Raw genomic sequence first — 14031 nt, 5'->3', positions numbered from 1 at the left:
CGCCGCTGCCGGCGACGGCAGTACGTCAATGCAGGACGGGCGCCGCGCCCGCCGATCCCTGCTCCGCCTGCAGCGGCTTCACCGGCGTGTTGTCGTCGGGCCGCTTGCCCAGCTGGCGTGCCTTGTACAGCTCCGCCGCCACCTGGTAGTACGCCGTCGCCTCGTCCACCTTGGTGCGGTCCACCGGCTGCACCGGCACGCCGTCGCCGGTGTCGTAGTCCGGGCGAAGCTGTTCGAGCTTGCGCTGCGGTTCCAGCACGGTCAGCACGTCGTCGCGCAGATAGCCCAGCTTCTCGTAGGTGGCGGGGAAGGCACGCTCGCGGCCGGGTTCCAGCTGGAACAGGTCGTAGCCGAAGAAGCGGCTGCGGTAGCTGAAATTCAGCATGCCCAGCACCGTGGGCATGATGTCGATCTGCGCCATCAGCCGGTGCACGCGCTGCGGCGGGATATGCTTGGGCGCATAGATCCACAGCGGGATGTGATAGCGGTTGATCGGCACGCTGGTGCGGCCCGCGCTGGAGGCGCAGTGGTCGGCGGTGATCACGAAGATGGTGTCGTCGAAATACGGCTTGCTGGCGGCGCGCTTGAGGAAGTCGGCGATCGACCAGTCGGTGTAGGCCACCGCCGCCTCGCGCGTGCCGTTCTTCTCCTTCACGCGGCCGGCGGGCACGGTGAAGGGGCGGTGGTTCGAGGTGGTCATGATGTGCAGGAAGAACGGCTTGCCTTCGGCGTGAATGCTGTCCATCTGGCGCATCGCCAGGGTGTACAGGTCTTCGTCCGCCACGCCCCACACGTTCTCGTGGTGGATCGGGTCGTCCTTGTTGATGTCGTTGCGGTCGACCGCCCGATACCCGTTGTGGTTGAAGAAGTAATTCATGTTGTCGAAGTAGCCGTAGCCGCCGTAGACGAAGTCCGACTGGTAGCCGCGCGCGTTGAACACGTTGGCCACCGAGAACAGGTCCTCGTTGTTGTGCGCCTTGATCAGCGAATCGCCCGGCGTCGGCGGAATGGCCAGCGACAGCGCTTCCAGGCCGCGCACGGTGCGCGTGCCGTTGGCGTAGAGGTTGTCGAAGAACAGGCTCTGGTCGACCAGCTTGTCGAGGTTCGGCGTGATGCCGCGGTCGTCGCCGAAGGTCTGCATGAAGTCGGCCGAGAAGCTCTCGATGCTGATCAGCACCACGTTCAGGCGCTTCTCCGGCCCTTCGTGGCGGATCTCGCGGGTGAGATCGCGCGGGTCGTTGCTGACAAACGTGGCCTCGGGCGTCTTCAGCATGGTGCGCACGTCGCGGAAGGCGCGCTCGTCCGGCAGGGTGGTGTAGAAGCGCGAGTATTCCAGGTGGCTGCTGCGGAAGGCGGCGAAGAACTCGTAGATGCCGTTGCCGGAGAGTTCGTTGACGAAGTTGTTGTCGGTGCGGTCCTTCAAGGTGCCCTTGAATGCGGCCACGGTCACCACGGTCAGCACCAGCCACACCAGCGCCACCTTGGCGCGCTGCCAGAAGCGCGTGCCGGCGTCGCGCGTGCGCAGCCCGCGGCGGCTCACCAGCAGGGCGATCAGCACGGTCAGCGCCAGCAGGCTCAGCCAGCGGCCCAGCGGATACGACTCGCGGATATTGCCGATCACCTCGGTGGTGTAGACCAGGTAATCCACCGCGATGAAGTTGAAGCGCGTGCCGAACTCGTTCCAGAACACCAGTTCCGACGCGCCCACGAACATCAGCCAGTACAGCATCAGCGCCGCCAGCAGATACAGCGCCCACTGGCCCGTGCGCGACACGTAGGCGCGCCGCGGCATCAGCCACAGGAACAGCACCATCGGCCACGCGATGTAGATGTAGGTGATCAGGTCGTACAGCAGGCCCACGCCGAAGGCGTAAGCCCAGTACAGCGGGCTATGCGGCACGCCCTTGCCCGACATCACGAGCAGGGCCACGCGGGTGATCGCGCCGATCGCCACGTAGGCGAAGGCCAGCCACCACAGGGGGCGGAAACGCTGGCGCAGGGGCGAAGCGGAGGAATCGGCGGCTGACAAGGGGCGGCTCCGGAAATCGTGTGGGGGCCCGTCGTTGCGGGACGGCAACAGGCATCCCGGGCGTTATACAACGGAATGGCTTAGCCGTAGCTTCCGCGCAGGGCCGCAATGGCGTCGATACGGGCCTTTTCCATCGCCGCGCCCACCGCCGGCCCCTGCAGCCCCTTGGCCACGAAGGCGCCGGCGCCGATCGCCGCCGCGGCGGCGCGCGCGGCGCGCAGATACGCGGCCTGCGGGTAATCGCTGTGTTCCAGGCCCAGGCGGCCGCGCTTGTCGGCCTCGCAGGCAGCGAGGAACACCTCCAGCCGTTCCGGGCGGCGCAGCGCGTCGAGCGCGCCGAGCACGCGCAGCACGGTGGAGGGCTTGAGCTCGAAGGCGCGATGCGCGTTCAGGTGCTCGCGGCAGACCTGCTCGGCCAGCGCGGCGAATTCGGTGGGCACGCGCAGGCGCGCGCACAGCTGGCGCAGCGGTTCGACGCCGGCCTCCTCGTGGCCGAGATGGCGCGGCAGCACGTCGGCCGGCGTCAGTGCCTTGCCGAGGTCGTGCGTGAGCGCGCAGAAGCCGACCAGCTCGTTGCCCGGCGCGATGCGCGCGGCCATGTCCAGCACCATCTCGATATGGATGCCGGTGTCGACCTCCGGATGGTATTCGGCGCGCTGCGGCACGCCGTACAGCGCATCGATTTCCGGAAACAGCACGGCCAGCGCACCGCTGGCGCGCAGCACCTGCAGGAAGGCCGAGGGGCTCGGCTCGCCCAGCGCGCGGCGCGTTTCCTGCCATACGCGCTCGGGCACCAGATGGTCCACTTCGCCTTCGCGCACCATGCGGCGCATCAGCTCCATGGTTTCCTCGGCCACGGTAAAGCCCAGCGGCGCGAAGCGCGCGGCGAAGCGCGCCACGCGCAGCAGGCGCACCGGGTCTTCGACGAAGGCGGGCGAGACGTGGCGCAGCACGCGCTGCTCGATATCGCGCGCGCCGCCGAACGGATCGACCAGGCCCCCGGCTTCGTCCATGGCGATGGCATTGATGGTGAGGTCGCGCCGCTCCAGGTCCTGCTCCAGCGTCACCGCCGGGTCCGCATGCACGGCGAAGCCGTGGTAGCCGCGGCCGGTCTTGCGCTCGGTGCGCGCCAGCGCGTACTCCTCGCCGGTGTCCGGATGCAGGAATACCGGGAAATCCTTGCCCACCGGCTTGTAGCCGAGCGCAAGCAGCTGCTCCGGCGTGGCGCCGACCACCACGTGGTCGTGGTCGCTGACGGGACGCTGCAGCAAGCGATCGCGGACGGCGCCGCCGACTAGATAGATACGCATGGCCGCGATTCTGCCATGCGCGGCGCCGCGGCTCAGCGCATGGCGCGGTAGCGGTCCAGCCGCCGCTGGCGCGGCGAACCCTGCAGCAGCACCGGCAGCCAGGGCGTCAGCGGCTCGGCGCGGATGCCCAGCGCGGCGTAGCCGTCCTGCTTGCCCACCGAGTCGGTGCGCAGGGTCAGGAAGTTGTCGTAGGAGAACGGCTTGCCCGGCAGCAGCTCGGCCAGGCGCGCCTGGATGCGGCCCAGCGCATCGGGCAGGGGCAGGATGCGCGTGCGCAGGCCGAGCGTGTCGCGGATGCCATGCACGATCTCGCCCAGGGTCAGCACTTCGGGGCCGTACAGCTCGAACGTGCGGTCGATGCTGAGCCGGTCGTCGGCGATGCAGCGCGCGAAGGCTTCCGCCACGTCGCCCGCATAGGTCGGCGCCAGCCGCGATCCGGCGCGCGCCAGCGGCAGGACGGGCATCAGGCGCAGCAGCGCGGCGAAGCGGGAGACCAGGCCGTCGTTGGCGCCGAACATCACGCTGGACTGGTAGATGGTCCAGTCCAGGCCGGACTGGCGCACCACCGCCTCGGCTTCGCCGCGCGTCTTCAGATAGCGCGACAGGCCCTGGCCGGCCTTCAACGCGCTCATCAGATGCAGGCGTCCGACGCCAGCGGCCTGGCAGGCGCCGGTGACCCGGCGCGCCAGTTCCACATGGATTTCCTGCAGCGAACGGCCGCTGGCCGGATGCAGCGAGCCGATCATATGGATCACCGCATCGGCGCCTTCGAACTGCCGGCGCAGCGCATTGCCGTCGTAGACGTCGGTGCTGTGGATCTCCACGCCCGGCACTACCGCCAGCGCGCGGCGCCGCTCGCGGTTGCGCGACAGCAGCACGATGCGGTGCCCGTCCATGGCCAGCCGCGGCACCAGATAGCTGCCGACGAAACCGGTGCCGCCGAGAATGACCAGACGTTTGGCGCTCATGACGGAAACCTCACTGCGAAGGACTGTTCGTGGCATCGCCGGCCGGCGGCGCGGGCACCGTGGCGGCCTCCGCCGGCGCCACCGCCGCCGCGGGCGCCGGGCAGCTCACCGGGCGGCGCGGCGTGTTGCGGTCGGGCAGCGCATAGGCCTGGCCGATCGCGGTCAGGCGCGACGCCAGCGGTGTGGCGTTGCCATTGAGGCGCCAGTCGTAGATCACCGCGAAGGACATCACGCGCGCCACGTACTCGCGGGTCTCCTTGAACGGCATGCTGGCCACGAACAGGTCCGGCGGCAGCGTGCCGCGCGCGGCCAGCCACTGGTCCAGGCGGGCGGGGCCGGCGTTGTAGGCGGCGCTGGCCAGCCATGGCGCGCCGTTGAAGCGTTCGGCCATCTGGGCGAGATAGCGCGTGCCCAGCACGATATTGGTCACCGGGTCGTACAGCGAATCGGCGCCGGCCCAGTTCAGCCCGTTGCGCCGCGCGACCATCGCCGCGGTATCCGGCAGCAGCTGCATCAGCCCGCGCGCATTCGCGCCGGAGCGCGCATCGGCGGCCCAGGCGCTTTCCGCGCGCAGGATCGCGTAGGCCCAGGACGGATCGATGCCGGCCTCTTCGGCCTGCGGCACCAGCCCGTCCTGGCTGGCCAGCGGAAAGCGCTGCTCGTAGTAGCGCAGCGCCTCGCCCTTGTTGAAGGTGAACACCGCGCGGTCGTACCAGCCGCGGCGATAGGCAAGGTCCACCGCGAGTTTCAGCGTGGCCATGTCGGCGCCGTCCAGCGCCTTGCCCCATTCGCGCCGCGCCTGCCGCGGCAGGCCCACCGCATACAGCTCGAATGCGCGCTGCAGGCCGGCATGGGCGAGCAGGGCCTGTTCGCGCGGCGGATCGGGCGGCAAGGTCAGCGGGCAGATCGAATACGGCACGTCGAGCTTGTCGGCGGCCATGAAGCCGAAGAAGGTCGGTTCTTCCGACAGCGGCGCCAGCAGCTTGCGCGCTTCGCCGTCGCGGCCCAGCGCGGTGAGCGCGCGCGCGCGGAACCAGCGCCATTCGCCGTCCTGTTTCTGTTCGGGCGTCAGCGCGTCGATCGCGCTCAGCGCGGCCTGCCAGTTCTGCTGTTCCAGCGCCACGCGCACGCGCCACTCGCGGGTGGCGTCGGTCTGCGCCTGCGGCGGCAGCGAGGCGAGGCGCTGCAGGGCGTCGTCGTTGAAGTCGGTGGCATGGAACAGCGCGAGCGCGGAAAGAATGCGGCGCTGCTGTTCCTGGGTGAACTTGAAATGGCCGCGCAGCTGTTCCCAGTGGCTGTCGGCGACGCTGGACTGCCGCCGCGCCAGCCGTTCCAGCGCCAGCATCGCGGCCTGCCGGCTGCGCGGCGTGTCGGGCCAGGTGCCGGCTTTCGCCGCGGCGCCGCCCGGATCGCGCAGCGCCATGGCGATGCGCTGGCCGGCCTGCGCGTCGTCGCCCGGCAGCCACGCGGCAAGCGCGGCCACGGTACCGGCCTGGTTGGCGTCGGCGGCGCGGTCGATGCGGTCCCACAGGCGCTGCGCGGTGAGCAGGCCCTGGTCGTGCGCCGCGGCGATCACCGGATCGCAGGCATTGGGCAGATTCGGCTTGTTCCACAGCGTGGCGAGGTCGCGCTGGAAATCCAGCGCGGCGCCCTGCGTGGACGGGCCCGACTGCGCCGACGCGGGCTGCGTCTGCGCCAGCCGCGCCTGCAGCGCGTCGCAGGTCAGCGCATCGCCCAGGCCCGGCTGGTACAGCGACTGGAAGGTGGTCCAGTCCTTGCGGCGCGCCAGCTCCAGCAGATAGTCGCGGCGCAGGTCGCTGGCGGGAATCAGGTCGGGATAGCGCTTGAGGTAAGCGTCGACCGGCGCGCGGTCGAGCTGGCGCAGGTCGTGCGTGAGCGCGGCGGCTTCCAGGTACGGATACAGCGGATAGTCCGCGAGGTTCTGCGCGTGCGCGCGCCAGGCATCGCCGCCTTGCTGCGCGGTGGCATAGGCCTGCTTGAAGGCCGCGCGCTGCGCGTCGGTGGGCTCGGCGGCGTGCGCGAAGCCGGCCAGCAGCAGGCCGGCGGCGAGAGCGAGCAGGGAAGGGGCGAGACGCCGCGGCGCTGCGTGAACAGGCATGAAAACTCCTTGTGCGATGGCTTATCTGGACGAAGCAGCCGATCGATTGCGCAGTGTAGGCCGGACGATTCCTAGTCGCGGCCCCGGACCAGCCCGGCAGAATGTCAAAACTCGGCTGAGTCCTACGTTAAAGCGTGTCTTCACGCCGTCGAGCAGCGCCATGCCCCTGCTAGACTTGCCCGCTCCCAAGGCGCCATGGCCGGCGCGATTCCACAGGTAGCGCATGTCGTCCACGCCGTCGCTTTCGCCCCGCGCGCGTCTTCTGCTCTGGCTGGTGCTGGCGTTCTGCGCCTTCGCCGGAGCCTTGTGGTGGTGGCTGCTGGGCCGGCCGGTGGCGCTGCCGGATGCGCCGTCCGCGCGCATCGCCTGCGTGTCCTACGCGCCGTTCCGCGAACCGGGCGAGACACCCTACGACCTCAAGGCCTTCATCAGCCCCGAACGCATCGACGCGGATCTGCGCGCGCTGTCGCAGCGCTTCGACTGCGTGCGCACCTATTCGCAGGGCCAGGGCCTGAGCGCGGTGCCGGAGATCGCCGGGCGCTACGGCATGAAGGTGATCATGGGCATCTGGCTGGGCCGCGATCCGGTGGCCAATGCCAGGCAGGTGGAACTGGGCATCGCCGAGGCGAAGGCGCATCCGGACGTGCTGCGCGGCGTGGTGGTCGGCAACGAGGTGCTGCTGCGCGGCGAGCAGTCGCCGCAGGCGCTGGCCGAGTATGCGCGGCAGGTGCGCGCGGCGATTCCCAAGTCGGTGCCGGTCACCTATGCGGATGTGTGGGAGTTCTGGCTGCGCTATCCGCAGATGGCCAAGTCGGTGGACTACCTCACCATCCACATCCTGCCGTATTGGGAAGACGAACCCGTGCCGCCGGAACACGCCGTGCGCCACGTGGCCGAGGTCTACCAGCAGGTGAAGCGCGCCTTTCCCGGCCGCGAGGTGATGATCGGCGAGACCGGCTGGCCCAGCGCCGGCAAGCCGCGCCGCGCAGCGCGCGCCAGCGTGGTGAACGAGGCGCGCTATCTGCGCGAATTCCTCGACTACGCCGGCAGCGTCGCCATGCCCTACAACGTGATCGAAGCCTTCGACCAGCCGTGGAAGCGCGCGCAGGAAGGCACCACCGGCGGCTTCTGGGGCATCTACGACGTGCATGCGCGGCCGAAGTTCGCCATGCAGGGTCCGGTGGTCGAGGAGCCGCGCTGGTGGCTGGGTTGGCTGGCCGGCGGCGCGGGTGCGCTGCTGTTCGTGCTGGCCGGTGCGTTGCGCCGCGAATGGCGCGGCACGGCGGGCTGGGGCGTGCTGCTGCTCGCGGGTTTTGCAACCGGCACCGCGCTCGCGTGGCAGTACCGGCAGATGCTCTATGCCTGCCGCGACCTGCTCGAGTGGGCGCTGTCCTGGGCCGGTTGTGCGGGCGGGCTGGTCACCGCGATCGTGCTGGCGCGCTGGCTTGCCGCGCGTATCGGCGGCGTAGCGTCCACGGTGCTGCCTGGCGGCTGGGTGCGTTTCGCCTGGCTGTTCCTGCTTGCGCTCGAAGGCCTGCTGCTGGTGTTCGACGGCCGCTACCGCGACTTCCCGCTCGGCCTGGCGCTGCTGCCCTGCGTGGGCTACGGCCTGGCCGGCTGGCTCGGCGGCTGGACGCAGACCGCCGGCCTGCGCGTGGAAGAACGCTGCCTCGCCATCCTGGTGCCGCTGCTCGCGGCCGCGGTGGTGGCGCAGGACATCGGCCTCAATCCGGTGACCTGGCTATGGCTGGGTCTGAACCTGGCGATCGCCGTTCCCGTCCTCATCGGCTGGCGCCGCATCGGCCTGCAGGCGGATGAGGCGTAGGCAACCGACCAGCAGCGCGAACGCGCCCGCTTCGAAGCAATACAGCTGCAGCGCCAGCACGCCGCCGGCCGCGGCCAGCCAAGCGCTGGCCGGGTGCTTCCACACCAACGCCAAGGCGGCGAAGGCCAGCGCGGCCCAGCCGTAGCCATAGCCGAGAAAGCCCAGCACCAGCATCTGCCGCCCCTGGCACCAGGCCGGCGCGGTGGCGGCGGCTTCGCACAGGTGGCCGATGGCGGCCGGTTCGATCAGGCCGTAGCGGATCCACGCCGCGAGCGCGGCGATCAGGGCCAGCAGCAGCCAGGGCAGGGACAGGCGCAGGAAGTTCATCGGCGGAGTTTGTGAGGTCGCGGCGCGACATGCTGGGGGAGGCGGATTTCCGCCGCAACCGGCAAATGATCCGAAAACGCCTGCGGCAGCGCCCACAGCTTCTCCAGCCGCAGCGCCTCGGAAGTGAGGATATGGTCCAGAGCCTTGCGCGGCCGCCAGCTGGGAAAGGTGGGCGTGGCCTGCGCCGGCGGCACCAGGCTGCACTTGGCGAACAGGTGGCGCATCTCGGTGCTGTTGGCGTCGGTGTTGAGGTCGCCCATCAGCACCGCGTGCGGGAATTCCTGCAGCACCTCGGCGATAAAGCCCAGCTGCTTCGCGCGCGCCGTGGCGCTCAGCGAGAGATGGGCGATCATCACCGCCAGCGCGTCCTGGCCCTCGCCGAAGCGCGCCAGCAGCGCGCCGCGGCCGGGGATGCGGCTGGGCAGCTGGTAATCGAGCACGCTGTGCGGTTCCAGCCGGCTGATCAGGCCGTTGGCGGTATGCGCCAGCCGCGCCATCGGACGGTTCGGCTGGTGGCTCCAGAACGGCATGCCGGAGGTCTCGGCCAGGTAGCGCGTCTGGTTGAGGAAGCCCGAGCGCAGGCTGCCGGCATCGGCTTCCTGCAGGCCGATCACGTCGAACTGCGGCAGTACCTCGGCCAGGCGGTCGAGGTTGTCCAGCTTGCTGCGGCCGGGCAGCACGGCGTTGAGGCTGCGCGTGAAGTATTCGCTGTAGCGCTGCACGCTGGCGCCCGCCAGGATATTGCAGCTCAGCAGCCGGAGGCGGCGTTCGGCGGGGGCGGGCGCGGCGGCAGTCATCGTGACGAGATGGGGACGGTGGCTCGGAAAAACCCGGCAAGCATGACCGCCCGGACGTGAACGCGGAGCCGCCGGGCGGCTCCGCGCGGCAGGCGCATCACTTGGCGCCGGACAGCTCGCGCTGGGCCAGCCACTGGGCCAGGGCCGAGAGCTGGTCCAGCGTCTTCACTTCGTTGCTGCGGTACTTGCCGTCGACCACGATGGTCGGCGTGCCGTCCACGCCCCACTTCTGGATCAGCTCCAGATCCTTCTTGATCTGCTGGGTCACCTCGGGCGAGGTGGCGATGGCCAGGAACTTGGCGCGGTCCACGCCCTGGGTGGCGTAGTAGTCGGCCAGCTCGTCCAGGGTGGAGATCGGATAGTGCTGGTCGAACTTCTTGGCGAACAGGTCCAGGTGGGTCTTGTCGGCCACGCCGAGCTTCTCGGCCGCGTAGTAGGCGCGGGCGTACGGCAGCCAGGCGTCGCTGAAGGCGGCCGGCAGCAGCTTGAACTTCACGCCCGGCGGCAGCTGCTTGCGCAGTTCCTCGGCCTTCGGCGCGAAATGCGCGCAGTGGACGCAGCCGTAGGAGAACACCTCGACCACTTCCACCTTGCCGTCGGCGCTGTAGCGCTGGGCGGGGGCGGCCAGGGCGACGTATTCCTTGCCTTCCGTATACGGCGCGGCGGCATTGGAATTGGACGCCGTGCAGGCGCTGGTCAGGACCAGGCCGGCCAGCAGGGCGGCGACGCGCAGACGGGCAATACGCTTGAACATGGGGTCTCTCCGCGAAACCGGCGGCCGTGGCCGCCGTGACGAATCGTGATGGCGGGCTGTTGTACCCGACCTTTGTAGCGCGCTTCTGTGACGGGTCTTACCTGGCCGGCGCTTACTTGCCCGCCGCTTCCTTGGCCACCAGCCACTTGGCGAGATCGATCGACTGGTCGTAGCCGCCGGCGCTCTGCGCGGTGAAGCGGTACTTGCCGTCGATCACCATGGTCGGCGTGGATTCGACGCCGTAGGTGCGCACGAGTTCATCGGCGCGCTTGATCTTGGTGTTGATGCTGAAGGAGTTGGCCACCGCGACGAATTCCTTCGGATCGGCGCCGAACTTGGCGTAGACCTTGGCGGCGTCGTCGATGGTCGGCAGGTCGCTGCTCGGGCGCAGGCCGGTGCCGGCGGCGTTGGAGGAAGTGAGCTCCCGGGTATCCCACACGGCTTTGAAGATCGCCTCGTGCGCCTTCGCGGCCACGCCCAGCGCCTCGGCGGCGTAGTAGGCGCGCTGGAACATCGGGAAGTTCTCCGCCGGATTGAACGACACCGGCAGGTAGGACACCTGCGTGCCGGCCGGCAGTTCCTGCACCAGCTTCTCCATGGTCGGACGGAACTGGTTGCAGGCAGGGCAGCCGTAGGAGAACACCTCGGTCACTTCGATCTTGTCGGTGTTGCTGACCTTCGGCTGCGCCGGCTCGATGCGGAAGTAGTTCTTGCCTTCCACCCACTTGCCGTCGTCGACGAAGGCCTGGGCCGCGCCTGCGGGCACCGGTGCCGCGGCCGGGGCGGGCGTCTCGGCCTTGGCGCTGTCGCCGGCGGTGCTGGCGGCGGCCGGGGCGGCGGTGGCGGCAGGCGCCGGCTGCTGCGCGGGCGTGCTGGCGGCCGGGGCAGGCGCGGCCGTGGAAGCCGGTGCGGCGGGCTGCTGGGCGGCGGTGCCGTTGTCGCTGCCCTGGCTGCAGGCGGCGATCGCCAGCATCGAAACGAACAGGAACGGCAGGCGCTTGCGCATGGGAAAACCTCGGATAACGGGGAGGGGAGACAAGAACGCCGGCCAGTGGCCGGCGTCGTCGATCGGATCGATCAGGGCGTGGCGGGCTTGGCCGCCGCGCTTTCCGTGGCGTGCAGGCCTTCGACGTAGCTGGCCACCGCGGCGATGTCCTTCTCGTCGAGCTTCTGCGCGATGCTCGGCATGATCCTGGCGTGCGCGTCGTCGCCCCAGCTGGTGCCGTCGTGCATGGCCTTCAGCGTGGCCTGGATGTACTGCGCGTGCTGGCTGGTGAGCTGCGGATACATGGCGCCCGGATTGCCGCGGCCGTCGATGCTGTGGCAGGCCATGCAGGCCGGCACGCCCTTGGCGGCGTCGCCCTGGCGGTACAGCTGCTCGCCGCGCTCGACCAGGGCCTGGTCGGCCACGCCCGGCAGGGCGCTCTTGCCGGCGAAGTAGGCGCCGATGTCGTGCATGTCCTGCTCGGACAGCGGCGCGGCCATGCCCATCATGATCGGGTTCTGGCGCTTGCCGGACTTGAAGTTGGTCAGCTGCTGGACGATGTACTGCTCGCTCTGCCCGGCCAGCTTGGGGTACTGCGCGTCGCTGGAGTTGCCGTCCATGCCGTGGCAGGCGCCGCAGGCGGCGGCCTTGCCCTGGCCGGCGGCGGCGTCGCCGAGCTTCACGCCGCTGTGGGCGGCTTCGGCGGCGGCGGGCTTCTCGGCGGCGGCAGGCGCGGCGGCGGAGGCCGCGGCCGCCGGCTTGGCCGACGAGGCGGCGGCGGGCTTGGCGTCCTGTGCCGCAGCGATGCTGGCGGACAGCGCAAAGACCAGGGCTACGGCACAACCGAGTACAGCGGGCCGGGAACCAGCGGGCCGAAAACTCATACACTTGTCTCCAGAAGAACTGCTATGGCTGCACGGCGCGCATGGAATCGCACCCGTAACTGGCAGAAACCTTGGAATTATCCCTGCCCCACCGGGGTCGGTCAAACCATCAGAATCATCAAGTACATGGCCCCCAATCCGCTTCAGGGCGCCCGCTTCGTGCTGGCTGCTCACCGTATCGACCAACTTCCCATGGACAACGGCGCCGAGGTCGCGTTCGCCGGCCGCTCCAACGCCGGCAAGTCCAGCGCGCTCAACAAGCTCACCGGCCATCACGGCCTGGCGCGCACCTCCAAGACGCCGGGCCGCACCCAGCAGATGGTGGCGTTCGCGCTGCCGCCGCTGGCGCAGGGCGAGGGCGCCGCGCCGCTGGACGCGCGCCTTATCGACCTGCCCGGCTACGGCTACGCCAAGGTGCCCGAGCCGCTGCGCGAGCACTGGAAGCGCGAGATCGACGCCTACCTGCACCGCCGCCAGAGCCTGCGCGGGGTGGTGCTGATCGTGGACATCCGCCATCCGCTGAAGGAATTCGACCGGATGATGCTGGCCTTCTGCCAGGACACCGCGCTGCCCTGCCACGTGCTGCTGACCAAGGCCGACAAGCTCTCGCGCAACCAGGCCGCGCAGGCGCTGGCGGCGATGCGCAAGCAGTTCGAGGCCGAAGGGCTGCAGGCCGCCACGGCGCAGGTGTTTTCTTCCTCGGAAGGCACCGGCGTGGAGGAGGGGCGGGCCGCGGTGATGGAGCTGCTGCAGCGCGAGCGCAACAACCCGCCCGGCGCGTAGGCGCTCAGCGCGCGGCGCTGTCCACCGCTTCCATGAAGACCGCGCACAGCGCCTCCATGCCGGCGCGGTCTTCGTCGTCGAAGCGCGCGACCAGGGGGCTGTCCACGTCCCATACGCCGAGCAGGCTGCCGTCCTTGCGCACCAGCGGCACCACGATCTCGGAGTTCGACGCCGCATCGCAGGCGATATGCCCGGCGAAGGCGTGCACGTCGCGCACCAGCTGCGTCTCGCGCGTCTGCGCCGCGGTGCCGCAGACGCCGCGGCCGATGGCGATGCGGATGCAGGCCGGCTTGCCCTGGAACGGACCGACCACCAGCTCGTTGCCGTCGTACAGATAGAAGCCGGCCCAGTTGAAGTCCGGCAGGCTGTGGAACACCAGGGCCGAGAAATTCGCCGCGTTGGCGATCAGATCCGGCTCGCCGGCGAGCATGCCGCGCATCTGTTCGCACAGGTCCGCATAGTGTTCCCGCTTGCTGGCGTAGGTGGCGGTGGCGACTTCGAACATGGCGGCGGATCCGGCGACAAAGTCCGTATTATGCGCCCACTTCCCACAGGAACGCCGCATGAGCCTGCCCGCCGTATTCGTCGCCGGCACCGATACCGGCATCGGCAAGACCCACGCCGCCTGCGCGCTGCTGCATGCGCTGCGCGAAGCGGGCGAATCGGCCTGCGGCATGAAGCCGGTGGCGAGCGGCTGCGTGGACACGCCGGACGGCCGCCGCAACGAAGACGCCCTCGCCCTGCTCGCCGCGGGCAGCGTGCCGCTGCCGTACGAGCTGGTGAATCCCGTCGCGCTGCGCGAACCGCTGTCGCCGCACCTGGCCGCCGCGCACGAAGGCGTCACCATCGCGCTGCCGCCGCTGCGCGAAGCCTTCGACGCCTTGCAGGCCAGCCACGACCGCGTGGTGGTGGAAGGCGTCGGCGGCTGGCTGGTGCCGCTGGCGCCGGGCCTGTTCGCCTCGGATATCGCCAAGGCCTGGCAGCTGCCGGTGATCCTGGTGGTGGGCCTGCGCCTGGGTTGCCTCAGCCATGCGCTGCTGACCGCGCGCGCGGTGGTGGCCGATGGCTGCCGGCTGGTGGGCTGGATCGCCAACCGCATCGATCCGGCCATGGATGCGGCGGAGGAAAACCTCGCCACGCTGCGCACTCTGCTGCATGCGCCCTGCCTGGGCGTGCTGCCGCACGGCGAAGTGGAACCGGCGCTCGCCGCGCGCCGCTTGAACGTGAAGTCGATCATTGCTTGACGCACG

General features: G+C 69.9%; 13 protein-coding genes. 3 read left to right on the top strand and 10 right to left on the bottom strand.

Going from position 1 to position 14031, the window contains the following annotated elements; all coding sequences use genetic code 11:
• Nucleotides 1-25: 25 nt before the first annotated feature.
• From ISN75_RS19710 to ISN75_RS19695, 4 genes are all read right to left on the bottom strand, one after another.
• Complete coding sequence (locus tag ISN75_RS19710) at nucleotides 26-2029, bottom strand: LTA synthase family protein (RefSeq protein ID WP_343817759.1); 2004 nt, start codon at nucleotides 2027-2029, stop codon at nucleotides 26-28.
• Nucleotides 2030-2109: 80 nt separating this feature from the next.
• Nucleotides 2110-3339 (bottom strand): multifunctional CCA addition/repair protein, encoded by a 1230-nt coding sequence (locus ISN75_RS19705; RefSeq protein WP_168648260.1) that lies wholly within the window; start codon nucleotides 3337-3339, stop codon nucleotides 2110-2112.
• A 32-nt stretch (nucleotides 3340-3371) separates the two neighbouring features.
• Nucleotides 3372-4307: a complex I NDUFA9 subunit family protein gene (locus ISN75_RS19700; protein WP_168648259.1), complete on the bottom strand. Its 936-nt coding sequence runs from the start codon at nucleotides 4305-4307 to the stop codon at nucleotides 3372-3374.
• 10 nt (nucleotides 4308-4317) lie between these two features.
• On the bottom strand, nucleotides 4318-6426 hold the full coding sequence (locus tag ISN75_RS19695) for a transglycosylase SLT domain-containing protein (RefSeq protein ID WP_343817757.1): 2109 nt from the start codon (nucleotides 6424-6426) through the stop codon (nucleotides 4318-4320).
• Between the two features lie 223 nt (nucleotides 6427-6649).
• On the opposite strand from ISN75_RS19695, the gene ISN75_RS19690 reads away from it, so the two are divergent.
• A complete protein-coding gene (locus ISN75_RS19690; RefSeq protein ID WP_343817755.1) occupies nucleotides 6650-8251 on the top strand; it encodes a glycoside hydrolase family 17 in 1602 nt (533 codons plus the stop codon).
• Here ISN75_RS19690 and ISN75_RS19685 read toward each other — a convergent pair.
• From ISN75_RS19685 to ISN75_RS19665, 5 genes are all read right to left on the bottom strand, one after another.
• Nucleotides 8168-8578 carry a hypothetical protein gene (locus tag ISN75_RS19685; RefSeq protein ID WP_343817753.1) on the bottom strand — a complete coding sequence of 137 codons (411 nt, stop codon included), beginning with the start codon at nucleotides 8576-8578 and terminating at the stop codon, nucleotides 8168-8170. The genes ISN75_RS19690 and ISN75_RS19685 overlap by 84 nt on opposite strands.
• Nucleotides 8575-9375, bottom strand: a complete 801-nt coding sequence (locus ISN75_RS19680) for an endonuclease/exonuclease/phosphatase family protein (protein WP_167253628.1) — start codon at nucleotides 9373-9375, stop codon at nucleotides 8575-8577. The genes ISN75_RS19685 and ISN75_RS19680 overlap by 4 nt, the downstream gene beginning before the upstream one ends.
• Before the next feature lie 97 nt (nucleotides 9376-9472).
• Nucleotides 9473-10129 carry a thiol:disulfide interchange protein DsbA/DsbL gene (locus ISN75_RS19675; RefSeq protein ID WP_167253630.1) on the bottom strand — a complete coding sequence of 219 codons (657 nt, stop codon included), beginning with the start codon at nucleotides 10127-10129 and terminating at the stop codon, nucleotides 9473-9475.
• Between the two features lie 112 nt (nucleotides 10130-10241).
• The gene (locus ISN75_RS19670; protein WP_343817750.1) at nucleotides 10242-11135 is read right to left on the bottom strand and encodes a thiol:disulfide interchange protein DsbA/DsbL; all 894 of its coding nucleotides are present in this window, start codon (nucleotides 11133-11135) and stop codon (nucleotides 10242-10244) included.
• Between the two features lie 71 nt (nucleotides 11136-11206).
• Nucleotides 11207-11998: a c-type cytochrome gene (locus ISN75_RS19665; protein ID WP_167253634.1), complete on the bottom strand. Its 792-nt coding sequence runs from the start codon at nucleotides 11996-11998 to the stop codon at nucleotides 11207-11209.
• 126 nt (nucleotides 11999-12124) lie between these two features.
• Between ISN75_RS19665 and yihA the strand changes: the two genes are divergently transcribed.
• The gene (gene yihA / locus ISN75_RS19660) at nucleotides 12125-12781 is read left to right on the top strand and encodes a ribosome biogenesis GTP-binding protein YihA/YsxC (protein ID WP_343817748.1); all 657 of its coding nucleotides are present in this window, start codon (nucleotides 12125-12127) and stop codon (nucleotides 12779-12781) included.
• Between the two features lie 4 nt (nucleotides 12782-12785).
• Here yihA and ISN75_RS19655 read toward each other — a convergent pair whose 3' ends face one another.
• The gene (locus ISN75_RS19655) at nucleotides 12786-13286 is read right to left on the bottom strand and encodes a GAF domain-containing protein (RefSeq protein ID WP_167253638.1); all 501 of its coding nucleotides are present in this window, start codon (nucleotides 13284-13286) and stop codon (nucleotides 12786-12788) included.
• Nucleotides 13287-13344: 58 nt separating this feature from the next.
• On the opposite strand from ISN75_RS19655, the gene bioD reads away from it, so the two are divergent.
• Entirely contained in the window at nucleotides 13345-14025 is a 681-nt protein-coding gene (bioD, locus tag ISN75_RS19650; protein ID WP_343817746.1) for a dethiobiotin synthase, read from the top strand.
• Nucleotides 14026-14031 lie beyond the last annotated feature (6 nt).

The sequence above is a fragment of the Dyella marensis genome (assembly GCF_049532885.1).
Lineage (GTDB): Bacteria > Pseudomonadota > Gammaproteobacteria > Xanthomonadales > Rhodanobacteraceae > Dyella_D > Dyella_D marensis.
This window is presented reverse-complemented; position numbering and strand designations above follow the sequence as displayed.

Excerpts from the sequence above, each read along its gene's own strand:
- ISN75_RS19705 (WP_168648260.1), bottom strand. The coding sequence starts at position 3,339 with ATGCGTATCTATCTAGTCGGCGGCGCCGTCCGCGATCGCTTGCTGCAG.
- ISN75_RS19700 (WP_168648259.1), bottom strand. The coding sequence starts at position 4,307 with ATGAGCGCCAAACGTCTGGTCATTCTCGGCGGCACCGGTTTCGTCGGC.
- ISN75_RS19695 (WP_343817757.1), bottom strand. The coding sequence starts at position 6,426 with ATGCCTGTTCACGCAGCGCCGCGGCGTCTCGCCCCTTCCCTGCTCGCT.
- ISN75_RS19690 (WP_343817755.1), top strand. The coding sequence starts at position 6,650 with ATGTCGTCCACGCCGTCGCTTTCGCCCCGCGCGCGTCTTCTGCTCTGG.
- ISN75_RS19685 (WP_343817753.1), bottom strand. The coding sequence starts at position 8,578 with ATGAACTTCCTGCGCCTGTCCCTGCCCTGGCTGCTGCTGGCCCTGATC.
- ISN75_RS19680 (WP_167253628.1), bottom strand. The coding sequence starts at position 9,375 with ATGACTGCCGCCGCGCCCGCCCCCGCCGAACGCCGCCTCCGGCTGCTG.
- ISN75_RS19675 (WP_167253630.1), bottom strand. The coding sequence starts at position 10,129 with ATGTTCAAGCGTATTGCCCGTCTGCGCGTCGCCGCCCTGCTGGCCGGC.
- ISN75_RS19670 (WP_343817750.1), bottom strand. The coding sequence starts at position 11,135 with ATGCGCAAGCGCCTGCCGTTCCTGTTCGTTTCGATGCTGGCGATCGCC.
- ISN75_RS19665 (WP_167253634.1), bottom strand. The coding sequence starts at position 11,998 with ATGAGTTTTCGGCCCGCTGGTTCCCGGCCCGCTGTACTCGGTTGTGCC.
- yihA (WP_343817748.1), top strand. The coding sequence starts at position 12,125 with ATGGCCCCCAATCCGCTTCAGGGCGCCCGCTTCGTGCTGGCTGCTCAC.
- ISN75_RS19655 (WP_167253638.1), bottom strand. The coding sequence starts at position 13,286 with ATGTTCGAAGTCGCCACCGCCACCTACGCCAGCAAGCGGGAACACTAT.
- bioD (WP_343817746.1), top strand. The coding sequence starts at position 13,345 with ATGAGCCTGCCCGCCGTATTCGTCGCCGGCACCGATACCGGCATCGGC.